This is a genomic window from Pseudomonas sp. DTU_2021_1001937_2_SI_NGA_ILE_001 (assembly GCF_032463525.1).
Lineage (GTDB): Bacteria > Pseudomonadota > Gammaproteobacteria > Pseudomonadales > Pseudomonadaceae > Aquipseudomonas.
In genome coordinates this window covers 5,415,703-5,439,830 of record NZ_CP135971.1, presented here as the reverse complement: position 1 = coordinate 5,439,830, position 24,128 = coordinate 5,415,703, and the positions used below count along the sequence as shown (strand labels likewise).

The following is a 24,128-nucleotide window of genomic DNA, read 5'->3' as shown; positions in this document are numbered from 1 at the left end:
CCTCAGGTTCTTTCCAGGTTCGCCAGTATGCGTGCGTGCACCCGCATGGCCACCTGCAGTTCCGCCTCGTCGATCCCAGCGAGCAGCTCGGCGCGCAAGGTGCTGGCAATGGCTTCGATCTGCTGGATCAAGGGTTCGGCGCTTTCGCAGAGCACGATTTTCTTGGCCCGGCGGTCTTCCAGTACCGCCTGGCGGCGCACCAGCCCCTGGCTCTCCAGGCTGTCGAGCAAGCGCGCGAGGGTTGGCCCTTCAACACCAAGGCTCTGCGCCAGTTCGCGCTGGGTGGGCGCCTCGGTCGTGAAGCGGGCCAGGTGCAGCAGCACCAGCCAGCGCGCCTGGGACAATCCCAGGCCGGCCAGGCGGCGATCCAGTTCGGCACGCCAGCCCCGGGTCAGCTGACCCAGTTGCATCCCGAAGCGGTGTTCATCAGTCAATGACATAACAAGCTCTTGTTTGAAACGGTTCTTGATAGCAGCGATGCAGGAACCTGATGGCGACGATGCAAGGTGCGTGACGCCGCCTCACATCTCGAATTCCGACTGCAAGGCAGCCCTTACGCAATAAAGCACGCCCTCGGGCACCCGGCCACTGAACTGGGCGGCAATGTCGCTGACGGCGGGCAGTTCACCCTCGCCATCGAGGAAAGCGTCCTGGATCTCGCCGAGCAGATCTTCAGGCAGGTCCAGGGCCTGGTCCACCGACAACTGCTGCTGGCCGATGGCCTCAGCCAGCAAGCTGTAGACGTTCTTTTCCGAACAGCGCAGCTGCGCCGCGATCTGTGCGGGCGTCATGCCGGCCCGTGCCAGGCTGATCAGCTCATGACGCACGTCAGTCACTGCCTTGGGCGCCTCGGCCTCGCCGGCGAGCACTTCGAGGAACGCCTCGCCATAGCGCTCCAGCTTGCGCGCACCGACCCCGCTGACGCGGGCCATTTCCGCCATGGAGCGCGGCTGGCTGCGCAGCATCTCCAGCAGCGTCGAGTCGGGAAAGATGACATAGGGCGGCACACCATGCTCTTCGGCCAGACGCCGACGCAGCACGCGCAGCGCTTCCCACTGTTCGCGTTCTTCGCCACGCACCAGTTGGCTGGCCGGGCTGCCGCCGCTGCTGCGGGCACTGGCCTGCGGCTTGAGGTCCCGACGCAGCTCCAGGCTTACTTCGCCGCGCAGCAGTGGTCGGCAGGCGTCGGTCAGGCGCAGGCCGCCGTAGCCTTCCAGGTCGATATCGGCCAGGCCGCGCGCCACCAGTTGGCGGAACAGTGAGCGCCACTCACCTTCCGAGCGCCCCTTGCCGACGCCGAACACCGAAAGATGCTGATGGCCGAAGTTCTGTACCTTTTCGTTGGACTTGCCCAGCAGCACATCCACCAGATGCCCGACGCCGTAGCGCTGGCCGGTGCGATAGATGGTCGACAGCGCCTGACGCGCCGCCTCGGTGGCGTCCCAGGTCTGTACGCCGTCGACGCAGTTGTCGCAATGCCCGCAGGGTTGCGGCAGCTCTTCATCGAAATAGGCCAGCAGCGCCTGGCGCCGGCAGCGGGTTTCCTCGCAAAGCGCCAGCATGGCATCGAGCTTGTGATGCTCCAGGCGCTTGTGCCGCTCATCGCCCTCGGAATTCTGCAGCATCTGCTTGAGCATCAGCACGTCCTGCAGACCGTAGGCCATCCAGGCATCGGCGGGCAGGCCATCGCGACCGGCACGACCGGTTTCCTGGTAGTAGGCCTCCAGCGACTTGGGCAGGTCGAGGTGCGCGACGAAGCGCACGTTGGGCTTGTCGATGCCCATGCCGAACGCGATGGTGGCGACCATGATCAAGCCTTCCTCATTGAGGAAGCGCCGCTGGTTGTCGGCACGTGTCTCGGCCGGCAGGCCGGCGTGATAAGGCAATGCCGGGTAGCCGTTGTCGCTGAGGAAGGCGGCGACTTCCTCGACCTTCTTGCGCGACAGGCAGTAGACGATACCGGCATCGCCACGCCGCTCGGATAGAAACGCCAGCAACTGTTTGCGGGGCTGCTCCTTGGCGACGATGCGATAGAAGATGTTCGGCCGGTCGAAGCTGGACAGAAAGCGCTCGGCGTTCTGCAGGTGCAGGCGGGTAACGATTTCCTCGCGGGTCCGCTTGTCGGCGGTGGCGGTGAGGGCGATACGCGGCACGTCGGGGAACAGCTCGGCCAGTTGGCCCAGTTGCAGGTACTCGGGGCGGAAGTCGTGGCCCCACTGCGACACGCAATGCGCCTCGTCGATGGCGAACAGGGCGATCTTCAGGCTTTGCAGGAACGCCAGCATGCGCGGCTGCACCAGCCGCTCTGGGGCCAGGTAGAGCATCTTCAGCTGCCCCTGGCGCATGCGTGCGGCCAGTTCACGTTGCTGGTCGGCACTTAGCGTGGAATTCAGCGCCGCCGCTGAAACACCCAGTTCGTCGAGGGTCGCGACCTGGTCGTCCATCAGCGCGATGAGTGGGGAAACCACCACGCAGAGGCCGTCGCGCAGCAGACCGGGGACCTGGAAGCACAGCGACTTGCCGCCACCGGTCGGCATCAGTACCAGCGCATCACCACCGCTGGCCACACGCTCGATGATCGCACCCTGACTGCCCCGGAAATGGTCGTAGCCGAAGATGTCCTTGAGAATGCGTTGCGCCTGTTCGAGCATAAAAACCCCGGTTCGTACTGCCACAGCGGGCTGCGTGAGTGGAACCACGCAGCCGGAAAACGCGGCAGTATACCCGAGCCTCCCCGGTCAAGGGTCGTTCCCGACAGCAATGCGCCAATCGGCCTCGGCCATGCCGCGCGGCTGGCGTCTGGAACGCTCAGGGCCTAGAATTCAGCATCGTTTATTTCCAAGGTAGTCCGTCCATGTCCTTCGCTGAGCAACTTACCCGCCTGCAAGTCTTCCTCGATGCAGATGATCTGCATGAAGAAGCACTGGACTACGTGGCCGCCCATGGCTACCTGACCGCCTTGTCGATCTGCTCGGAGCCGGTACCCGAGCGCGAATGGATCGACGCCCTGTTCTCCGAGCCGCCACACTATTCCAGTGACGCGCAACGCGAAGAAATCGAAACCACCCTGGTCCTGCTGCAAGCGCACATCGCCCGCCAGCTGGCCTCTGACGAAGAGTTCGAGCTGCCATGCGACCTGGACCTGGGCGACGACCCGGACGACTCCGACCTGCGCGGCTGGTGCATCGGTTTCATGGAAGGCGTGTTCCTGCGTGAAAACGCCTGGTTCGAAAGCGCCGAGGAAGAAGTCAGCGAAATGCTCCTGCCGATCATGGTAGGTTCCGGCCTGTTCGACGAACAGCCTGAATTCGCCGACATCGCCCAGGACGCCAACCTGATGGACGACATGATCGTGCAGATTCCCGAAGCCCTTACCGCGCTGTTCCTGCTTTGCCAGGCTCCTGACGAGAAGCCGGCGATCCTCAAGCCCCGCCACCACTGAGTTGACCGCCCCTGCACCGCGCCCCCGCGCTCGCGGGTGGCTGCGCTACCTGTTGCTGGGCGTCGGCTGGCTGAGCGTGGCCTTGGGCATCATCGGCATCTTCCTGCCGGTGCTGCCCACGACTCCATTCCTGCTTTTGGCGGCGGCCTGCTTTGCACGCAGCTCGCCGCGCTTTTATGCCTGGCTGGTGGGACACCCGCGCCTCGGCCCGTGGATCCGCGATTATCTGGAGGGTCGGGGCATACCCCTCAAAGCCAAGGTCTATGCCATTGGCCTGATGTGGATCAGCATCGGCGTGTCCTGCTGGTTCATCAGCCTGCCCTGGGTACGGATCCTGCTGCCGGTCTGCGCGTTACTGGTAAGCCTGTGGATCGCCCGACAACCGACCCTGCCGCCCCGCCACTGAAACCAACGGCCACTCAGATGCGATTGGCCTGATTCAGCGCCTTGAGCAGGCGCGCGTCATGCCCATAGATGTCCGGGCGGAACTGCAATTGTCCATCGCCGCCCATCTGTACCGTCCAGTAGGCCATCACGATCGGAATCGGCCGGGGCAGGTTCACGCGCTTGGTTTCACCGCTGTTCCACAGCTCGGCAACACGCTCGCGCTCGCTCGGCGAGGCTTCGGCCAGCAGCTGGTCGACCAGCTCGCTGACACGCTCGATGCGCACGCAGCCCGAGCTGAACAGCCGCGGCAGGTTGTCGAACAGGCGCTGGCTCGGGGTGTCGTGCAGGTACACCGAGAACGGATTGGGGAAGCGCACCACCACCCGCCCCAAGGCGCTGCCGGGACCCGCGTCCTGGCGTACCAGTACCCGACCCGGGCGTTGCCAGTCGACGCTGTGCGGGTCGACCTCATTGCCCTCGTAGTCGATCACGCGCATGCGATTGGCCGCCAGGTAGCCGGCCGCGTCGCGGCTCAACTCGGGCAGCTTGTCTTCACGCAGGATGGTCGGCGGAATGGTCCAGGTCGGGTTCAGGGTCAGGTGGGTGATGTGCGAGCGCAACAGCGGCGTGGCGCGGCTGGGACGGCCCACCTGAGTGCGCGCCTGCCAGGCCACGCGATTGTCACGCAAGAAGAACACCTCGGCCCCAGCGATATCGATCAGCACACTGGTCGGCTGGATCTCATGGGCCAGCCAACGCAGGCGCTCCAGGTTGATACGGATCTGGTCCATGCGTTCATCGGCCGTGCGGTTCAGCTCGGCCAGGGTGCCAGGGCCGACCACGCCATCGGGCTTGAGCAGGTGGTTGCGCTGGAACAGCTTGACCGCCTCGACCAGCGCCGTGCCGTACACCGTCGACGGCAAGGGTGTAGGCGCCAACACACCCTGGGACAGATCCCCCTGGACCTGCAGGCGCTGTTCGAGCAGGGCTACTCGCTCGTCCACCGCACCGGGGCGCAGCAACGGGCCGTCGGGTATCGCCAGCCATTGTGGCAACGGCTCGCGACGCAGCGCGGCATAGCGCTGGCGCAGGTCGCGATAGCGCGCCAGGCTGGGTCGCGCCTGCTCGAAAGCGCGCTCCGGCCGGGCCACCTCTGCCAGGGCCATGCCCAGCATGGCGTTGAAGTCCGCTGCCGGGGGCATGTCGTCCGGCTGCCACAGCGGCTCGACCCGGGCCTGCGCCAGACGCCCACCGTTGAGGTCATGCAGTGCCTGCAGGTAGGCCGTGGAGGCCAGCACGTCCTGGCAGGCCTGGGCGCGCTCGGCAGACTCCGGTTGAGCAGCCAGATGGCGCAGGGCATCGAGGTGATAGACCTGCGGTTCGAGCCCGTCATCGGCCAACGCATCGAGTTGGCCGACCAGAGCCTGAAGGCTGCTACGGTTCCACAGCGGTTGGTAGCCGCCTGGCGCATACAAGGCGTCGAGCCACTGCCGCTCGCCCTCGCCCGTCGGGAGCGGTGGGGTCAGGCAGTCGAGTGCCGGGCCGCTGAGAATCTGTGCCACCGGCGTGGGCACGGGAAAAGCCTGCTGCGCCACGGCGCAGGGTGCCACCAGGACCAGCGCAGCGACCTTCAAAAGGTTCGAAAATTCCAACGCACCACTCCCTGTTTACGACGAACGTAGCGCAGCCCGTCGGATTGGCCCGCAGGCCCCGAAGAACGGGCTGTTAGAATCGCGAATTTTCCGCGCCTGCGAAATGGTGCCCGACACACCTGCATGCCGCTCGCAGGGGCTGGCTGCTGTCATCGAGACCTGATCATGCTCAAGACGATCCGGGGGATCTGCCTCGCCCTCGCTTGCCTGGCGCTGCCCGCCCAGGCCGCGTTCGCCGCCCGACCGACCAGCGACCCGCTGCTGCAAAAGCTGGGCAGCCAGGCCCCGGGCCTGGAGCGCCAGGTGCTGGCTTACGCCCTGGCGGCCATGCGTTGTGCCATCAACAATGGCGCCGCACCCGCCGAACGCCTGGCGATCATCGACTTCTCGCTGGCCTCCAGCGAACGCCGCCTGTGGATCTTCGACCTGAAGAGCAAACGCCTGCTGCTCAACGACCTGGTCGCCCACGGCCAGCAATCCGGCGACAACTTCGCCACGCGCTTCTCCAACCTCGAAGGCAGCCATCAGTCGAGCATCGGTCTGTTCCGAACCGAAGAAAGCTATACCGGCAAGCATGGCTACTCCCTGCGCATGGATGGCCTTGAGCCGGGCTTCAACGACCAGGCACGCCAGCGCGCCATCGTCATTCACCCGGCCGACTACGTGAACCCTGCCTGGATCCAGACCCAGGGCCGCATCGGTCGCAGCCAGGGCTGCCCGGCGGTACGCCCGGAGGTCGCCCGCATGGTGGTGGACAGCCTCAAGGGCGGGCAGTTCATGTTTTCGTTCTACCCGGACAAGCGCTGGTTGCAGTCGTCGTTGTATATCAATTGCCAGCCACGCCAGGTCGCCGGATTGCTCAGCGCCAGCGATGGCTGAACGAGTCGCCTGTGGGCGCGAGCCTGCTCGCGAAGAGGCCAGCAAAGTCTGTGCATCTGCTGTAACGTGACGCGGCCTTCGCAAGCACATCCGCTCGCCCTCATCTCACAGTAGTTCGCCATGTCCCCTGCTCTCAGCCAGCTGCGTAACGGTGCCGCCATCTTCCTGGTTTTCCTGCGCCTGGGGCTGACCAGCTTCGGGGGGCCGGCGGCGCATCTGGGTTATTTTCGCGAAGCCTTCGTGGTGCGTCGGCAGTGGCTGAGCGAGCGCAGTTATGCCGACCTGGTCGCGCTGTGCCAGTTCCTGCCCGGCCCGGCCAGCAGTCAGGTGGGCATGGCCTTGGGCTTGTCGCGCGGTGGTTACCTGGGCGCATTGGCGGCCTGGGCAGGTTTTACACTGCCTTCGGCCCTGTTGCTGACTCTGCTGGCACTGGGCATCGCTCATTCACAGGGCTTGCCCGACAGTGCGTTGCACGGCCTGCAAGTGGTGGCGCTGGCGGTGATCGCTCAGGCGGTGTACGCCATGGCCCGCCTGCACTGTCGCGGCCCGGCGGCACTGGCGCTGATGCTCGCCGCCTGCGGCCTGACGCTGTGGCTGACCTGGCCCGGCGCGCAGATGGCGGTCCTGCTGGTTGCCGGCCTGCTGGGTCTGCTGCTGTTTCGCCCTGCCACTGCCAGTGCCGCAGACCCACTACCCGTACCGGTGGGTCGACGTGCCGGCGTGGCCTGGTTGCTGCTGTTCGTCGCACTGCTGCTCGGCCTGCCGCTATTGCATGGGGCGTTTCCCGGGACCGGGCTGGCGTTGCTGGACGCCTTCTACCGGTCTGGCGCGCTGGTGTTCGGCGGTGGCCATGTGGTGCTGCCCTTGCTGCACAGCGAGGTAGTGGTCAACGGCTGGGTCGGCGAGCCGGTGTTCTTCGCCGGCTATGCCGCGGCGCAGGCGGTGCCCGGCCCACTGTTCACCTTTGCTGCGTTTCTGGGCGCCTCGCTGAATACCGGGCTGGCCCCCTGGAGCGGTGCCGCCCTGGCCTTGCTGGCGATTTTCGCGACGTCTTTTCTGCTGGTGGCCGGCGCCCTGCCGTTCTGGTCACGGCTGAGCGCATTGCCGGCGCTGCGCGCGGCCCTGACAGCGGTGAATGCCGCCGTGGTCGGCCTGTTGCTGGCGGCCCTGATTGCACCGCTGGCCGGCGGTGCAATCAGCGGTAGCCGCGACCTGCTGCTTGGCCTCGCCGCCCTGCTGGCGCTGACCTGGCTGCGCCTGCCGCCCTGGCTGGTGGTGGTGGCTGGCGCACTGGCCGGCCTGTGGGGCGGCTGATCATTTCTTCTTGCGATCGCGGGCGAAGGCCGCTTCCAGTGCCTCGTTGAGGGTGCGCAGCACCTTCACCCGCGCCCAGCGCTTGTCGTTGGCCTCCACCAGGGTCCAGGGTGCGATCGAGGTGCTGGTGCGGTCGACCATGTCGCCCACTGCGTGCCGGTACTGTGGCCACTTCTTGCGGTTGCGCCAGTCGTCCTCGGTGATCTTGTAGCGCTTGAACGGAATCTTCTCCCGAGCCTGGAAGCGTTCCAGCTGGGTCTGTTCATCGATGGCCAGCCAGAACTTGACCACCACCACACCGGCATTGGTCAGTTGCTCCTCGAAGTCGTTGATCTCGCCATAGGCGCGCAGCCAGTCGGTGTCACTGCAAAAGCCCTCGACCCGCTCCACCAGCACCCGGCCATACCAGGAGCGGTCGAAAATGGTGAACTTGCCGCGCGCCGGGATCTGCCGCCAGAAGCGCCACAGGTAAGGCTGCGCCAGTTCGTCCTGGGTGGGTGCGGCGATCGGCACGATGTGGTACTGGCGCGGGTCCAGCGCGGCCGCCACGCGGCGGATCGCACCGCCCTTGCCGGCTGCGTCGTTGCCTTCGAACACCGCCACCAGGGCATGGCGTTTCATGTGCTTGTCACGCATGTTGCGCGACAGCCGTGCCTGTTCGGTGATCAGCTGATGCTCGTAATCGTCCTTGTCCAGTTGCTGGCTGAGGTCGAGGCTGTCGAGCAGGGTCAATTCGTCGTCATGGGTGCCGCGCGGCCCTACAGCCAGGCCCTGGGGTTCCACCGGCGGGGCCTGCAACGCCGCCTGCAGACCTTCGAGCAGCAGGCGCCCGACGGTCAGGCTGCGGTAGTTGGCGTCGGCGCCCTCGATCACGTGCCAAGGGGCATATTCACGGCTGCTACGCCGCAGCACACGCTCACCGAAGCGCACGAACTTGTCGTAGGTCTTGGATTGCTGCCAGTCCAGCGGGCTGATCCGCCAGCTGTGCAAGGGGTCGTCGCGCAGGCTCTTGAGGCGCTGTTTCATCTGTTTGCGCGACAGGTGGAACCAGAACTTGAAAATCAGCGCGCCCTCGTCGCTGAGCATCTTCTCCAGGCGCTCGGCGGCGCTGATCGCCTGGTCCAGCTCGGCGTCCTTGAGCAGCCCGTGCACCCGGTCCTGCAGCATCTGGCTGTACCAGTTGCCGAAGAAAATACCCATGCGCCCCTTGGCCGGCAATTGCCGCCAATAGCGCCACATCGGCGGGTGGTCGAGTTCTTCGTCGGTCTTCTGGTCGAAGGTGCGCACCTCGATCAACCGCGGGTCCATCCACTCGTTGAGCAGCTTGACGGTCTCGCCCTTGCCGGCCCCTTCGATACCATTGATCAGCACGATGACCGGTCGCCGGGCCTGCTCGTGCAGTTCGTACTGGGCATCGAGCAGCGCCTCGCGCAACGCCGGCACCTGGTCGTCGTAGGTCTGCTTGTCGATGGCATGGCCGATTTCGGCGGATTCGAACATCGGAATCTCCCTGATTGATAGCACCTTGCCCATTAAGACCATTACTTGACCGGATGGGTCAATGCGCATCACCGGCGCACAGGGTTAAAATGCCGCCCTCTTCACCGCCGAGCCTGCCATGACCAACCCGCTGCAACATGCCTCCATCACCTGGGACGAACAGGGCAACCCGCACTCCAGCGACTTTGACGACGTGTACTTCGCCACCGAACTGGGGCTGGAAGAAACCCGCCATGTATTTCTTACCCAGAATGACCTGGCCGTGCGCTTCGCCGCGCTGCCGGCAGGCGGGCGGCTGGTGATCGGCGAGACCGGCTTCGGCACCGGGATGAATTTCTTCTGCGCCTGGCAGCTGTTCGAAAAATGCGCGCCCGCCGATGCCCGGCTGCACTTCGTCAGCGTCGAAAAATACCCGCTGCAGCGCGACGACCTGGCGCGGGCGCTGCGCCTGTGGCCGGAGCTGGCCGCCTTTTCCACTGCGTTGCTCAAACAGTACGTAGCCATTCACCCCGGTTTTCAGCGCCTGGTCTTCGACGACGGTCGGGTGACCCTGACCCTGCTGATCGGCGATGCACTGGAGATGCTGCCGCAGCTGGATGCGCAGGTCGACGCCTGGTTCCTCGATGGCTTCGCGCCGGCCAAGAACCCCGACATGTGGAACGACCGACTGTTCGCCGAGCTGGCCCGGCTCTCGGCCCCCGGCGCGACCCTGGGCACCTTCACCAGCACCGGCTGGGTGCGCCGCGCGCTGATCGCCGCCGGTTTCGGCATGCGCCGCATACCGGGCATCGGCAAAAAGTGGGAAGTGATGCGCGGCGTATTCAACGGCCTGCCTGCCGAGGCCTCCCAGGCTTCGCCTGCCAAGCCCTGGTTCGCCCGCCCGGCTGTGCTGTCCGCCGAGCGTCGGGCCCTGGTGATCGGCGCTGGCCTGGCCGGTAGCTGCACGGCGCGCAGCCTGGCCCAGCGCGGCTGGCAGGTCAGCTTGCTGGAACGCCACGAGGCGCTGGCCAGCGAGGCCTCCGGCAATCCCCAAGGCGTGCTGTACCTCAAACTCTCGGCGCACGGTACGGCACTGTCGCAAATGATCCTCAGCGGCTTCGGGCATACCCGGCGCCTGCTGGAAAACCTGCAACGCGGCAGCGCCTGGAGCGACTGTGGTGTGCTGCAACTGGCCTTCGACGCCAAGGAGCAACAGCGTCAGGCACAGCTGGCCACGGCCTTTTCCGCCGAGCTGCTGCACCCGGTGACGCGTGACGCCGCCGAGCACCTGGCCGGGGTCGGCCTGCCCTGCGGCGGGCTCTACTACCCCGAGGGCGGCTGGGTGCATCCACCGGCGCTGTGCCAACAACAAGCCGAACACCCGAACATTCAGGTGCTTACGCACCATGAAGTGCTGGAACTGCGCCGCCACGACGATCAGTGGCAAGCCTGGGCCGGCGAGCGCCTGCTGGCCAGCGCGCCGGTGGTGGTGCTGGCCAACGCCGCCGACGTGCAGCGTTTCGCACAGAGCGCCGAGTTGCCGCTCAAGCGGATTCGCGGGCAGATTACCCGCCTGCCCGCCAGCACCAGCAGCCAGGCGCTGGCCACCGTGGTCTGCGCCGAAGGCTACATGGCGCCGGCGCGCGACGGCGAACATACCCTGGGGGCCAGCTTCGATTTCCATAACCTGGACATGACGCCCACCGCCGCCGAGCACCGTGGCAACCTGGACCTGCTGCAGGAAATCTCCCCGGACCTGGCCGAGCGCCTCGACGCCGCCAAGCTCGACCCGCAACGTCTGCAGGGCCGCGCGGCGCTGCGCTGTACCAGCCCGGACTACCTGCCCATCGTCGGGCCACTGGCCGGCCGTGCCGCGTTCACACAGGCGTATGCCGCGCTGGCCCGGGATGCCCGCCAGGTTCCGCAGGTGCCCTGCCCTTGGCTGGATGGCCTGTACGTCAACAGTGGGCATGGCTCGCGGGGGCTGATCACCACGCCCCTGGCCGCCGAACTGCTGGCGGCCTGGCTGGACGACGAACCCTTGCCGTTGCCACGCAGCGTCGCCGAAGCCTGCCACCCCAACCGCTTTGTGCTGCGCAGCCTGATTCGCGGGCCCAAGGGCTGATTGATGGTGATTCGGTAAAGGCGCTTTGCGGCCTGCGGCTTTGACCTCAAGCGCAATAGTCCCTAGGGTGGTGTCTGTATGTGCTGAAAAACCGGAGGTTCGCATGCTGTTTCGTCAACTGTTCGACAGCCAGACGTCCACCTACAGCTACCTGCTGGCCGACCGCGGCCAGGCGGTGCTGATCGACCCGGTGAAGGAGCACCTGGACACCTACCTGCAGCTGTTGTCGGACCTCGACCTGCAACTGGTCATGGCCCTCGACACGCACACCCACGCCGACCACATCACCGCCCTGGGCGACCTGCGCGAGGCCACCGGCTGCAACACCGGCCTGGGCCAGGAAAGCCAGACCCGCTGCGTGAGTTTCAATTTCCATGATGGGCAGAGCCTGGCCTTCGGCGGTCGGGAACTGAGAGTGCTGCACACCCCAGGCCACACCCACGACTCCTACTGCTTCCTGCTTGCCGCCCGGGGCCGCCAGCCGGCGTGGCTGTTCAGCGGCGACACGCTGCTGATTCGTGGCAGCGGGCGCACCGACTTCCAGAACGGCAGTGCCCGCCAACAGTGGAGCAGCCTGCAGCGCCTGCTCGACCTGGGCGACGACACCCTGGTGTTCCCGGCCCACGACTACAAAGGCTGGACCTGTTCGAGCATCGGTGAAGAACGTCGGCACAACCCACGCCTGCAAGTGGCCAACGCCGAGGAATACGCGGCACTGATGGACGGCCAGCACCTGCCGCCGCCGCGCCTGCTGAACGTGGCCCTGGCCGCCAACCGTGCCTGCGGGCGCCTCTGACACCGGCCACCGCGAGACACGCCCATGCTGCAGGTCAGCGCACTGCGCAAACGCTACCCCACCGCCCAAGGCCCCTTGCAGGTGCTCGACGGCGTGGACCTGCACCTGCAAGCCGGGCAGAGCCTGGCACTCATGGGCGAATCCGGCAGCGGCAAGAGCACGCTGTTGCACCTGATCGCCGGCCTCGACCGCCCGGACAGCGGGCGCATCGAGGTTCAGGGCCGTCGCCTGGAAACCCTGGACGAGGCGGGCCTGGCCGCCTGGCGCCGGACTGGAATCGGCCTGGTGTTCCAGCAGTTCAACCTGATCGGCAGCCTGTCGGTGGCCGACAACCTGGCGTTCCAGGCACGCCTGGCCGGGCGTCATGACCCGAACTGGCAAACGCACCTGGTACAGCGCCTGGGTCTGGGCGAGCTGTTGCAGCGCTACCCGGAGCAACTGTCCGGCGGCCAGCAACAACGCGTCGCCATCGGCCGCGCCCTGGCCTCGCGACCGGGCCTGCTGTTGGCCGACGAACCCACCGGCAACCTCGACGAAACCACCAGCGACGAGGTGCTGCAACTGCTCCTCGACCTGCTGGCCGACACCCAGACCAGCCTGCTGATGGTCACCCACAGTCCGCGCGTCGCCGCACGTCTGGACAATAGGGTGGTATTACACAAAGGACGCATTCGCAGCGCCGAGGCCGGCTGACATGGCCGTGCTGCGCTGGACCCTGTACGCCCTGCTCAGCCATTGGCGCCGCCACCCCGTGCAACTGGCCAGCGTGCTGGTCGGGCTGTGGCTGGCCACCGGCCTGCTCACCGGCGTGCAGGCCCTCAACGGCCAGGCCCGCGACAGCTACCAACGCGCCAGCCAGTGGCTGGGGGGCAGCCCGCAATACTGGCTGAGCAGCCCCTCAGGCGCGGTTCTGCCCGAGACCCTGTTCGTGCAATTGCGCCGCGCTGGCTGGCCGGTCTCGCCGCAACTGCAAGGGCGTATCAGCCTGAACGGTGAGCGCCTGCAACTGTTGGGCATCGAGCCGCTGAGCCTGCCCCGTGACCAGGCGGTGGCCGGGCAGCATCTGGACAACGCAGCGCTGCTGGACTTCCTGCGCCCGCCCTGGGTCACCTGGATAGCGCCGGATACCCTGGGCAGCCTTGGCCTGCAGGAAGGTCAGCAGCCAGTCACCGACAGCGGCCAGGCGCTGCCGCCCCTGCGCGCCGTACCCAACATGCCGCCCGGCACCCTGCTCACCGACATCGGCCAGGCCCAGCGCCTGCTGGGCATGCCCGGCCAGCTCAGCCGCCTGTGGCTGGACACGGCCTTCGCCGCCCGCGCGCCGACCCTGCCCGCCGGGCTGGATGAACCACTGCGCCTGCAACACGGCGAGGCTGCCGACGATCTGGGGCGGCTCACCGAGAGCTTTCACCTCAACCTCAACGCCTTGGGCATTCTGGCCTTCGTGGTCGGCCTGTTCATCGTGCATGCCGCCATCGGCCTGGCCCTGGAACAGCGTCGTGGCCTGTTGCGTAACCTGCGCGCCAGCGGCGTCAGCGCCCGCTCGCTGATCGTTGCCTTGGTGCTGGAGTTGCTGGGCATGGCGCTGCTGGCCGGTGGTGCCGGGGTGCTGAGCGGCTACATGCTCGCCGCACTGCTATTGCCAGACCTGACCGCCAGCCTGCGCGGCCTGTATGGCGCACAGGTGGCCAACCAGCTGCATCCGGGCGTGCTGTGGTGGCTGGGCAGCCTCGGCATGGCATTGCTCGGCGCCCTGCTGGCCGGCGCCAGCAGCCTGCTGCGCGCCGCGCGCCTGCCGCTGTTGGCCTTGGCCCGCGCCCAGGCCTGGCGCAAGGTGCATGCCCGCTGGCTACGGCGCCAGGGGCAGGTGGCCGTGTTCGGCCTGGGGGTGGCCTTGCTGGCCAGCTTCGGTAGCGGCCTGGCCAGTGGCTTTCTAATGGTGACCGCCTTGCTGCTCGGTACTGCCCTGGGGCTGCCGGTGTTGCTCGACCGGGTGCTGAACACACTGCTGGCAGGCCGGCGCTCGGTACTCGCGCAGTGGTTCCTGGCCGACTGTCGGCAACAGTTGCCGGCCTTGAGCCTGGCGCTGATGGCGCTGCTCTTGGCCATGGCGGCAAGCGTCGGCACCGGCGGCATGACCGCCGGTTTCCGCCAGACCTTCGATGGCTGGCTGGAGCAACGCCTGAGCGCCGAGCTGTACGTCACCCCCGTCGACCCGGCCCAGGCCCGCGAGCTGCAAACCTGGCTGCAGCAGCAACCGACCGTCAGCGCAGTGCTGCCCGACTGGCAGGTCAGCCTGCGTCTGCAGGGTTGGCCTGCCGAACTGCACGGCATTCTCGACCACCCGTACTACCGCCAGCACTGGCAACTGCTGGCGGCCATGGGCGGCGATCCTTGGCAGCGCCTGGCCGAGCAGCAGGGCATCATGCTCAGCGAACAACTGGCTCGTCGCCTGAGTGTGGGCCTGGGCGACCGCGTGGAGATTCCGCTGCCTGCCGGACACTGGTCGCTCCAGGTGGTGGGGCTGTATGCCGACTACGGCAACGCGCGCGGCCACCTGCTCGCCAGCGCGATACAACTGGCGCGCCATTGGCCCGACCTGGCCCCGATGCGCTTCAACCTGCGCATGGCGCCCGAGGACATCCCAGCCTTGAGCCAGGCCCTGCAGCAGCGCTTCGGCCTCGACGCCAGCCGCATCATCGACCAGCACCAGCTCAAGCAATGGTCGACCCAGGTGTTCGAACGCACCTTCGCGGCCACCGCCGCCCTCAATGCCCTGACCCTTGGCGTGGCCGCCATCGCGCTGTTCATCAGCCTGCTCACCCAGAGCCAGGAACGCATCGGGCAATTGGCGCCGCTCTGGGCGCTGGGTGTCGAACGCCGCCAGCTGATGTGGCTCAACCTCGGCCAGACCTGGCTGCTGGCCGGGCTGACCTTGCTGGTCGCACTGCCACTGGGCGTGTTGCTGACCTGGTGCCTGAACGCCGTGATCCAGGTGCAGGCTTTTGGCTGGCGCCTGCCGACCCGGTTGTTCCCCTTGCAATGGCTGAGCCTGGGTGCCCTGGCCCTCGGCGCCACGCTGCTGGCCTCGGCCTGGCCGCTGTGGCGCTTGCGGCGCAGCCAGCCGGCCGACCTGTTGAGGACCTTCGACCGTGAGCAATAGATGGCTGATGATCTGCCTGGCCCTGCTGCTCGGCGCCTGCGACGACAGTCAAACGCCCCCCGAGGGCTTCGCCGGCATGGGCAGCCGGGTCGAAGGCTATACCCCGGTCACGCCGGGGCGCCACTTCGCCTTCCCCGCCGACCACGCGCCACACCCTGGCTTTCGCATCGAGTGGTGGTACATCACCGCCAACCTGCAGGACGCCCAGGGCCAGCGCTTCGGCGTGCAGTGGACGCTGTTTCGCAACGCCCTGCAGCCCGGCACCGAGGCCAGTGGCTGGCAGAGCAGCACCTTGTGGATGGGCCATGCGGCCGTGACCTCGGCCAACGTCCATCATGCCGCCCAGCGCCTGGCCCGCGGCGGCGTCGACCAGGCCGGAGTGCAGCTGGCGCCCTTCGAAGCCTGGATCGACGACTGGTCGATGACCAGCCGGGCCAGCGAGCCGATGCGCGACCTGCACCTGCAAGCCAAAGACCAAGCCTTCGCCTACCAGCTGCAACTGCGCAGCGAACGCCCCATGGTGCTGCAGGGCGACCAGGGCTACAGCCGCAAGTCCGAAGCCGGTCAGGCGTCCTACTACTACAGCCAGCCGTTCTTCACCGTCAGCGGTGAACTGCAGATCGACGGCCAGCGCCATACGGTCAACGGCCAGGCCTGGCTGGACCGCGAATGGAGCAGCCAGCCCCTGACCGCTGACCAGCAGGGCTGGGACTGGTTTTCCCTGCACCTGCAGGACGGCACGCGGCTGATGCTCTACCGCATCCGCCATCGCCAGGGCCCGGCCTACCTCACCGGCACCTGGATCGACCCGGACGGTACGGCGCAGCCGCTGGGTCCGGAAGCGCTGCGCATGCAGCCCCTTGAACAAAGCGAAGTCGCCGGCCGTCGCCTGCCGACCCGCTGGGCCATCGAGATTCCCGGCAAGGGCTTGCGGGTGACCACCACGGCACTCAACGCCCAGGCCTGGATGGACCTGGACGTGCCGTACTGGGAAGGGCCTGTGGAAGTCAGTGGCAGCCAGAGTGGCGAGGGCTACCTGGAGATGACCGGGTACTGAGCGCCTGTCTTAGATTTCATGCCACGACGCTTGCCGGGGTTGCCCGCAGTCCGGCAGCGGCCACAGCCTGCCGCCGCCCGGCAACGGCCTGCCTTGCCAAACACCCTTACCATCCGACAAGAGGCTCTGGGCTGTGGTTTGGCGGCAGCTGGTGCGTTTCTTGCTCCAGCGCTGCGCATCGACGCTGAACTCAGGAGCAAGAGCATGACAGGACTCACCTTCTCGCCGCTTTTCGGCGAATCACTGCGCAATGCACTACAGACCGGCACCGCCCAGGCGGCGCGTATCAAGATCAACTCCCCCGGCGACCAGGTACGGGTCGACGGCGCCAGCACGGTGATCGACCCTGACGCCACGACGCCCGAGCTGCAGGCCCGTGAAGAACAGATCTACCAAGGCACCCAAAGCGCCCTGGCCGAAGCAACCGCTCGCTACCGCAGCAACCCCGACTGGGCGAAGTTCGACGACACCACCAATACCGTGCAGTTGCCCGACGTTCAGAGCCTCAGCAAGAGTGGCGCTGCCCACATCCAGCAGGGCCTGCAATACCTGCTGGATTTCGGCCGCCTGGACGGCAAGACCCTGATAGCCAGCAACGGCAGCACGTCGACCAGTGACCTGGCCACTTACCGCGACTGGCTGATGGCGCATGCCGGCGTGGACGCCTACGCCTGACATCCATACGGCTCGGGTTGGGTGGGAGCGGCTTTAGCCGCGAAAGCGCGAGGAAAATCACTACATCGGCTGCGAACATGTGGCCGCTTCGCGGCTGAAGCCGCTCCTACCCCCATAATGCCCAAGCGGACCATAGTGGCTTTGAAGGCCCTCGACGGCATAAGTGGGCGCGCCTTTCCTGGCCGGGGCACCCTCCCTCAAGACCTGAAAAATTCAGCCTATCCAAAAATCTCTTATAACCAGTTGTTCTAAAACTCTGCGTCGCCCTCCGGGTCAGTTCCTGAGTGGCCGCCTTCGGGCGCCCCTTCTCCCCAACGGAAAACCGGTAAGGAATTATGTGCGGAATAGCAGGTGCATGAGGAAGGTGCCTGAAGCGGGCTTTTGGCGTGTGCCAAGACCCCATTTTTACCTTAACGGGAACAGCGGTTGGTACAAAAATTGGTACAAACCACTCGTGACGTGCGAAGACTCAGCTTCATGGTCCAGCGAAGATAGTCGATACCCATCATCCATTCCCTAGGCCAAGAACGCGCTCCGGGCATGGTAGATCAACCAGCTATCTCTCTTGCCTCTGCGCCTATGCTACGAAGTCCCACACACCTCTCAGCACACAAGCGGTCGAATTCTATTCTCCTCGATATATCGATTGACAGTTTTCATGCTGCAAGTATAACTTACTCAGCACCATTAAAACTTATGAAGACTCCAAATGCCACCAGCATATTTAACTATAACGCTATCCATATTCAGCATAATCATAGCCACATTTGCACTTTTCTTTGCATTAAGAAAAGATGCTCACCATGTGCGACTGGAGCTATCAGCCATTGATTATCTCTCGCTAGTTCTTGGAGTAAACAATGATAGCGCTGTAGCTTTTGGCATTCTATCGATTGGATACTTCCAGTCCCCCAACCACATTGAGTGGATAAAAATAATCAGCGACCACAACACCAATAAATTTATAAGCTACCCCATTAAAATAGAACCGCGCTCGCTATTCCCCATAGAATTATGCCCCTATAGAAACAAAATACCCAGCGACAAGTTCGGGGTTTGCGTGCAACTAGAAACAGGTAGAGTTTACATACTCAACAACACACTACCACTTCACAAAATAATCAAACTTCAAATAAGCGCCTTTATTCTACGATTCAGTAGAGGAAGATATGCACCAGGCATGCCACCGCGCCCTCGACTTCCGATCAACACCAAAAACTATGCACGCACGGAGTAAAAACAATAACCCCCTAAACCAAAAACGCAAAGTTTTAATCTCCACAACTTTGCGAGTAAAAAATAACCGCCCCGCACTGCGACCTATGTTTATAACCGAACCATAGGGCTGCACGGGGCTTTGCGCCAGATTTTACGGGTGGTTGAAAGCCCCAAATCCTCCGACCGCCCCTCCCTTTCCCGACAGATTGGCTCAGGTTTTGACCCAGACTCATTCTTCGAACTTCAGCGCGTGCAGCTTCCAGTTCCTCGAATCAGCGTCCTCGCCGGACCTGTATTGAATCTTGCAGGTGTACCAATTTCGAAGCTCAGCGCCGAATGAGTTTTGTGCATCTACGTATGACCTAACGATGTAGGTTTGATCGGCCAACTGCTGAGTACCACCCGCGCTCCGGCTAAAGGGAAAATCTGCGCTCTTGGGAGCCTTAAGCGATGCCTCAACGAAGCTACTGCAGATATCGCGGCCATGATAGATCGGTCCTTGTTCTTCTCCGCCAAGGCTGCCTCAGCGTCCTTCTTCGCTTTCGCAGCCCGCTCCTCTTCATCGTTCACTCGCTTGGCCTCAGCTCGCGCAGCCACTTGCTCTGGGGTTAGCGCAGCTGGCTTACGAGCAAAAATGCCAGCAAAAACAGCGAAGGTTACGAATCCCACTAACGCACCAACAACATTCGCTCCAAAGCGGAAGCCCTCCAACCGCCCCTAACAGGAACTCCCAATGGTACAAAATTTGGTACGGATCATGACTTAGCACCTTGAGCCCGAGGGCATATTACCCGGACAAATGGGTATACCTAGGGCTCTCGGAGCTATGCTTTAAAAAATTTAAGTTCAGCTACTCTCTTACCCACCTCAATACTTGATTCAAAGGCTCCAGACTCTGATCATCCTGCCGACTGAGGTAGTCCGTGTCATGGGACAGCTTCTCAACTTTCTTACCACGTTCAATCTCGCGACATACATTCTGACTCACACCGCAAGAATGAGCTAATTTCGCAACGCTTGCTCTTATGGCCTCCTCCCCCAAATGCCCATGACAAATCCACCTCAAAAGGCCCACATCACAAGCATTTAGTTCTTGCAACTTCGCCCCCACAAGAGAAGGGATATCTCCCATAACACCCCTTCCCTGAGCCTTGGCATTGTACACTGGCAATAGATTAATAACCCCGCCAGAGATTCCGACATCCGCCGCCGAAAGCAGATCACCCAGTCGAGTTATAGCAGAGCTTTCTTTGGCAGCTATAGAATAAGCCGCAGCGAACCTAATCATGGCAGGAAACCTAGCCTTGATTTCATCCAACAAGTCAGTTCCAATAACTGAGGAGAACGACGATATAATAAAACTTATCACAGCATCACAATCAAACCAATAGTTTTCTATTGAGTGCCCTTTCGTGACATATACACCCATGCGATTCTGACAAAAATCAGCATCTGACAAGTTTCTTATATCCAGCTGATCCCACTCCCGATCCACAACCACACCAAACTTATCATCCGAGACCCTGTTAGCAATTAACAAAACCTTTTCTTTATTTCCCAACCTCGCCAGCATAGGGTCTTCTTTGATCATCGAAGCATCATCAATGAAAAACCGTAACTTTTGCCCTTGACTGTAAGTCTTAGATAGTATTAATTTAGATATAACGATCTTATCGGTCGCTCCCTCTACAAGCACGGTTTTGTGGCTTCTAACCCTAACAGCCAATCCGTACGATGAAACATCCTTGTATGAACTCATGTAAAATCTTCCATAAAACCTTCATCAGCCGGAATCGTGGGCCCGTTATTTCTGGAGGCTACCGCAGGCGTAAAAAGTTGGACTGATTCATAATGGTCGGCACCCACCTCCGGGGAATGGGTACAGGCAATTATTTGCCGCAGAGGAGCCTGCGAGTTTAGCTCGCTCAGGATGATCCGTTGCCAATCAACATGAAGCGATAACTCAGGCTCATCAATCAAGAAAACTCCTGTAGTCAGATAACTCATTCGAGTTGCGGAGAAAAGCATTGTAAGAATCTGACGCTCTCCGGATGAGAGAGTAGACACCGGATATTTAGAACCAGCCTCAGTTTCAACAAATACATAATCCCTGCCTGATTCCAAACCTCGACGAGCAACTTTCAATCGCTTATGATCCAAAAACATATTAACTGCAGATTCAAAATTTCTTATTTTTTCAAAAGCAGCAAGTTTTTCAGTCTTACGACGCTCTAGCAACTCTGCATAAATTTTCAGCACACGCTTTTGGGCTGCACTTTCCTGCGATGACGTATATTCAGTGGCATTCTGCAACTCGCCTATTAGACTTCTGAAGTAATCTGGAAAGCTGCCTTGTTCATCTTCTTCAATATCTAACGCGGATTTCACTCGCTCAATAAAAGACCCTATCTCACCGTCGCTGGGCGTATTCTGCCTCGACACCAAAGACCTGAATACATCAATGAATGACGTGGAAAGCATCCGACGCTCAGACTGGGAAGACTCCATCTGTGCATCAGTAAACTCTTCAGATATTTGTTCAATAACTTCTGTAAGTGAGGGATAGCGAATAATAGGAACAAATTGGCCAAACCAATCCCGACACTGCGTAGTCTTACGCGCTACTAGGGTAGCCCGCTTATCAAAACCAGCCCAAAACTTTGATCTATTTACCTTTGACAGCGCGCTTATCTCAGATTTTTTTATTGCCTCAAAGGTTGCATCACGCGCCTGATCATAGCTAGCCGGCCTCACTTTTTCCAAAACGGCGCGGTAGGCAGGAAGGTATACACTTCGATCGCCCAACGCCTCCCTAAGCATATCCATTTCACTTTCGGATATAGCGGGCACGGGATGTCCATCAAGCCGGATCCCAACAGCATTACCGTTCAACTCAATGTAAACATAGCCTTTTTCATACTTATATATCTCAAGCCTACTTCCCCCAGCCACATCTAACGTTATCTTTTCAAACTTTAGATATACAAACCGAACAAAATCCAACTCTAGAATATTTGCAATAATATGAAGAAGAGTTGTCTTCCCTCTGCCGTTTTTACCGTAAATAACATTTAACCCAGGATTAAAATCTAGCTCTAGATCGATATGATTATGCAATCCCTTAACCGCAATTCTTTCAAGCGCCCTTGTAGACATTCCTTAAACTCCTTTGAGCACCATATCGTAAATTTTCATAGACGCTTCGCTTACCACAAACTGGCACTTTACAATCACAGCTAAGTATGCCGCAACGAAAATGGCGCATGAAGTGCAGCGGGCGCCCCCCGGTGAATGCTTCATGAGGGGGAAAGAGAAGGATCAGGCGGTCGGCCAAGCGGTGTTTTGTGCACGAAGCAGGGGCCACGCTGGACTTGCAGGAAGGGTCTGCGGGTTCGGCAACCCGGTCAGGTGTTGGCGCACCGGACCGGGTAGCTCCTTTTGTCGCGGCGACCTATACAGGCCCTAAAGGCAGAATTACTGTATATATAAACAGCATATGAGTTGTACTCCTTGACTGACTCGATCCGCTCTCTAGCACAGGCCGAATGGCGAAGAGCCCTCGACGATGAGGACCGGTGGAACCGTCGCATGCGCGAGCAAGCCGCAATGCTTCGTGACTTGGCAGACGACATGCTATTTGCGGGACTTATAGAGCCGCTGGAGCGCCTGGACATGGCCGATCTGCTCACGGGAGCCATTTCGTATTGGACCGAGGAACGTCGCGACAGCTGGGTACATCCTGCATCAACGTATGCGGTAATGAATCGCCGGGAAATACAGATCGGGGTGCTCACGGGCAACCTTCTGTGCTGGGGTGAATTCAACTCAGGCATGATCAGCGGATACCTGGATGAGCGGGATTCAACGTTCATTTACAAGCGCAGCCACCCTGGCGTAGAACATGCCCGCCTGTTCGGTCGATGGCTGAAGCGGGACGGGCAGTGGTCCGTGCTTGTCGAGCTGCGTCGCCTAATCGACAACGTAACGCGCTACAGGTCAGTTGATCCAGACGCCTACCGCCTCGCTGGTGAGATGTGCAATCTTGCGCTGGAAAAAGGTCGCTTTGTCGAGTACTGGAAGTGGTGGACACGGCGAGACTTTTCTATTTTCCAAAGATGTCCCGCGTGCCTAGACCAGATTGCAGAACGAGATAGCTGCGATCGCTGCGAAGGAGAAGGTTTTACGACTATGGACGATGTACCACCAAAGATGCCGAGCAACTGGCCGATACACCTTGAGAGGAACACTCACTGAGATTCCACGCACCAAAAGCGAACCACAATGAACAAATATGAAAACGACTATGCTGACGAAAAAATCCCACTAAAAGTCTGGGCAAAGGAGCTTTTCTTACCTTGGCTGCTTCGACATTGGGCCATATGGTTCACGCCCATCGCAGGGTGCACTGGAGCCTTATGCGCGTTCGCCATCACGTCATCTAAGCCTGTGCTATGGTGGATTAGCTTCATCTTGCAAGTCATAGGGCTGGTTTTGAGTGCAGGCTCACTAATCTATACAGCTTATGAAATGAAAGCCGGTGGCCCCTTGGCATCACTCAAAAAGATCTTTGCAGACTTCCCCCCATACCGAAAGCCTAGAATTGTTCGCGGCTACGCTAGGCTGAGAATGCCATCGCTCAGGGTTGGTGGATCCCTCCGAGTAAAGTTATCCGAGCACGCTACGGATCGACAAAGAATCGACGAATTAAACGACAGACTTAATCTTCTCGAAGCAAAGAGCATTAATGAATTTCATACGCTGTCCGAAAACAATGAAGAACTAACCTTCCGAGTCGAATTACTTGAAGACAACTCGAAAAACAAACACAACCAGTTATCCGAACAAATCAGAGGGATAAGCATCGGCAACTTCTACCAGGTTTTGCTGGGACTCATATTTCTTTCACTAGGCTCAATACTTAGTCTTTTCCTCACGTAAACCTTAGCACTTCGCACCGGCTTAACCTTAGTCAATCCAAGGTACAGGCCGAAACGGGTTGAAATTTGCACCATCGAGCCAGAGCGTCTTCACCTTCAAGCGGCCGGAGAAACTCAACCATCACTCCGGCCCGTAAAGGCTCAGTTCGTCAACTCAGCAACATAAGCTTGACATGCCTGCAACGCCCTCAGTCCGTCGTCACCGTCACCGACGATGCCGACAATTCGTTGAGCATGCGCTGGGTCAAGTTCGGCTCTCGTGGAGCCATCCACCAGGCTGACGGCGCCGGCGGCTTTTCGCACCCCACTGTCACCACCCGTGGCGGGCTGGGCAATGAGGACTGACAGCCGCAGCTCAGCAGTAGCAAGGCGATCACGCAAACGCGTCCGGTCATTCTGAGCATTCTGCATCTCCGTGTAGTGGGTCTCATCTTGCGCGCGCAGGCGATCTTCCAGCGCACGCCGCTGGTCCTGCTGATCTTTCAGCTTGTCGAGCGCAGCCGTTACCGCGTCCTCACGCTCTTTCCCGTACCGGGCACGCTCATCAGCGAAACCCGCTGATTGCCTGGCCAACACTTTCCCATAAGCGTTGTCCTGCAAGGTCCAGGTGGCGGCCGAGCCGAGCACCACGCCCAGCGCCGTGCGATCCGCCAAGCAATTGGTGCCGCCGTTTATTGCCTTTGTGATCGCCACCAGTTCACCCCGGTCGGCGAGGGTGTTCAGGCCGTTTTTCTGCCAGTACCAGCCGGCGTACATCGAGTACTCCAGCAATACAGGCCTGGTCAGGTAGGAGTCGGCTGCCCAGCTCGCGCATGTAGAGCAGTTGGCGCAACACACCTCCGACCGGAGCAATTAATGCGGAGACGCGAAGGCCCAGATCATTCGTTTAGACGTTCACCCATGGCATAAGTGAGAGCGCCCTGCTGACCGGAAAAACCCGACCAAATCCTTCAAAAACCAGCGTTATCCTCAAACTTCTTATAACCAGTTGTTCTAAAACTCTG

At 61.7% G+C, this 24,128-nt stretch carries 19 protein-coding genes; 12 read left to right on the top strand and 7 right to left on the bottom strand.

Annotated elements, in window-relative coordinates; genetic code table 11:
• Positions 1–2: 2 nt before the first annotated feature.
• Both RRX38_RS23980 and recQ read right to left on the bottom strand, forming a co-directional pair.
• The gene (locus RRX38_RS23980; RefSeq protein WP_295474489.1) at positions 3–440 is read right to left on the bottom strand and encodes a MarR family transcriptional regulator; all 438 of its coding nucleotides are present in this window, start codon (positions 438–440) and stop codon (positions 3–5) included.
• Positions 441–521: 81 nt separating this feature from the next.
• Positions 522–2,651, bottom strand: a complete 2,130-nt coding sequence (gene recQ, locus RRX38_RS23975; protein ID WP_315960943.1) for a DNA helicase RecQ — start codon at positions 2,649–2,651, stop codon at positions 522–524.
• A 203-nt stretch (positions 2,652–2,854) separates the two neighbouring features.
• On the opposite strand from recQ, the gene RRX38_RS23970 reads away from it, so the two are divergent.
• Together RRX38_RS23970 and RRX38_RS23965 are read left to right on the top strand one after the other, a co-directional pair.
• Positions 2,855–3,442: a YecA family protein gene (locus RRX38_RS23970; RefSeq protein WP_295474495.1), complete on the top strand. Its 588-nt coding sequence runs from the start codon at positions 2,855–2,857 to the stop codon at positions 3,440–3,442.
• A 1-nt stretch (position 3,443) separates the two neighbouring features.
• The gene (locus RRX38_RS23965) at positions 3,444–3,848 is read left to right on the top strand and encodes a YbaN family protein (protein ID WP_315960942.1); all 405 of its coding nucleotides are present in this window, start codon (positions 3,444–3,446) and stop codon (positions 3,846–3,848) included.
• A 13-nt stretch (positions 3,849–3,861) separates the two neighbouring features.
• Here the strand turns inward: RRX38_RS23965 and RRX38_RS23960 are convergent, their stop codons facing one another.
• Positions 3,862–5,481: a murein L,D-transpeptidase gene (locus RRX38_RS23960; RefSeq protein WP_315960941.1), complete on the bottom strand. Its 1,620-nt coding sequence runs from the start codon at positions 5,479–5,481 to the stop codon at positions 3,862–3,864.
• Between the two features lie 165 nt (positions 5,482–5,646).
• Here RRX38_RS23960 and RRX38_RS23955 point away from each other — a divergent pair, with 165 nt between their 5' ends.
• Both RRX38_RS23955 and chrA read left to right on the top strand, forming a co-directional pair.
• On the top strand, positions 5,647–6,360 hold the full coding sequence (locus tag RRX38_RS23955; RefSeq protein WP_315960940.1) for a murein L,D-transpeptidase catalytic domain family protein: 714 nt from the start codon (positions 5,647–5,649) through the stop codon (positions 6,358–6,360).
• Positions 6,361–6,480: 120 nt separating this feature from the next.
• Complete coding sequence (gene chrA, locus RRX38_RS23950) at positions 6,481–7,674, top strand: chromate efflux transporter (RefSeq protein ID WP_315960939.1); 1,194 nt, start codon at positions 6,481–6,483, stop codon at positions 7,672–7,674.
• Here chrA and pap read toward each other — a convergent pair whose 3' ends face one another.
• Complete coding sequence (pap, locus tag RRX38_RS23945) at positions 7,675–9,174, bottom strand: polyphosphate:AMP phosphotransferase (RefSeq protein ID WP_315960938.1); 1,500 nt, start codon at positions 9,172–9,174, stop codon at positions 7,675–7,677.
• A 118-nt stretch (positions 9,175–9,292) separates the two neighbouring features.
• On the opposite strand from pap, the gene mnmC reads away from it, so the two are divergent.
• The 6 genes from mnmC (at position 9,293) to RRX38_RS23915 (ending at position 16,969) form a co-directional block, all read left to right on the top strand.
• The gene (gene mnmC, locus RRX38_RS23940) at positions 9,293–11,278 is read left to right on the top strand and encodes a bifunctional tRNA (5-methylaminomethyl-2-thiouridine)(34)-methyltransferase MnmD/FAD-dependent 5-carboxymethylaminomethyl-2-thiouridine(34) oxidoreductase MnmC (protein WP_315960937.1); all 1,986 of its coding nucleotides are present in this window, start codon (positions 9,293–9,295) and stop codon (positions 11,276–11,278) included.
• Positions 11,279–11,381: 103 nt separating this feature from the next.
• The gene (locus tag RRX38_RS23935) at positions 11,382–12,074 is read left to right on the top strand and encodes an MBL fold metallo-hydrolase (RefSeq protein ID WP_295474512.1); all 693 of its coding nucleotides are present in this window, start codon (positions 11,382–11,384) and stop codon (positions 12,072–12,074) included.
• Between the two features lie 24 nt (positions 12,075–12,098).
• Complete coding sequence (locus tag RRX38_RS23930) at positions 12,099–12,767, top strand: ABC transporter ATP-binding protein (protein WP_315960936.1); 669 nt, start codon at positions 12,099–12,101, stop codon at positions 12,765–12,767.
• 1 nt (position 12,768) lies between these two features.
• Positions 12,769–15,237 (top strand): ABC transporter permease, encoded by a 2,469-nt coding sequence (locus RRX38_RS23925; RefSeq protein WP_315960935.1) that lies wholly within the window; start codon positions 12,769–12,771, stop codon positions 15,235–15,237.
• Positions 15,238–15,244: 7 nt separating this feature from the next.
• Complete coding sequence (locus RRX38_RS23920; RefSeq protein ID WP_315962739.1) at positions 15,245–16,294, top strand: lipocalin-like domain-containing protein; 1,050 nt, start codon at positions 15,245–15,247, stop codon at positions 16,292–16,294.
• Positions 16,295–16,498: 204 nt separating this feature from the next.
• On the top strand, positions 16,499–16,969 hold the full coding sequence (locus RRX38_RS23915; protein WP_315960934.1) for a hypothetical protein: 471 nt from the start codon (positions 16,499–16,501) through the stop codon (positions 16,967–16,969).
• A gap of 2,068 nt (positions 16,970–19,037) precedes the next feature.
• On the opposite strand, the gene RRX38_RS23910 is transcribed toward RRX38_RS23915, so the two are convergent.
• Together RRX38_RS23910 and RRX38_RS23905 are read right to left on the bottom strand one after the other, a co-directional pair.
• Positions 19,038–19,946 (bottom strand): DUF4435 domain-containing protein, encoded by a 909-nt coding sequence (locus tag RRX38_RS23910; RefSeq protein ID WP_315960933.1) that lies wholly within the window; start codon positions 19,944–19,946, stop codon positions 19,038–19,040.
• A complete protein-coding gene (locus RRX38_RS23905; protein WP_315960932.1) occupies positions 19,943–21,343 on the bottom strand; it encodes an AAA family ATPase in 1,401 nt (466 codons plus the stop codon). The genes RRX38_RS23910 and RRX38_RS23905 overlap by 4 nt, the downstream gene beginning before the upstream one ends.
• A 432-nt stretch (positions 21,344–21,775) precedes the next feature.
• On the opposite strand from RRX38_RS23905, the gene RRX38_RS23900 reads away from it, so the two are divergent.
• Positions 21,776–22,441, top strand: a complete 666-nt coding sequence (locus RRX38_RS23900; protein ID WP_315960931.1) for a hypothetical protein — start codon at positions 21,776–21,778, stop codon at positions 22,439–22,441.
• Positions 22,442–22,468: 27 nt separating this feature from the next.
• Positions 22,469–23,125 (top strand): hypothetical protein, encoded by a 657-nt coding sequence (locus RRX38_RS23895; RefSeq protein WP_315960930.1) that lies wholly within the window; start codon positions 22,469–22,471, stop codon positions 23,123–23,125.
• 140 nt (positions 23,126–23,265) lie between these two features.
• On the opposite strand, the gene RRX38_RS23890 is transcribed toward RRX38_RS23895, so the two are convergent.
• A complete protein-coding gene (locus RRX38_RS23890; RefSeq protein ID WP_315960929.1) occupies positions 23,266–23,880 on the bottom strand; it encodes a lysis system i-spanin subunit Rz in 615 nt (204 codons plus the stop codon).
• Positions 23,881–24,128: the final 248 nt, after the last annotated feature.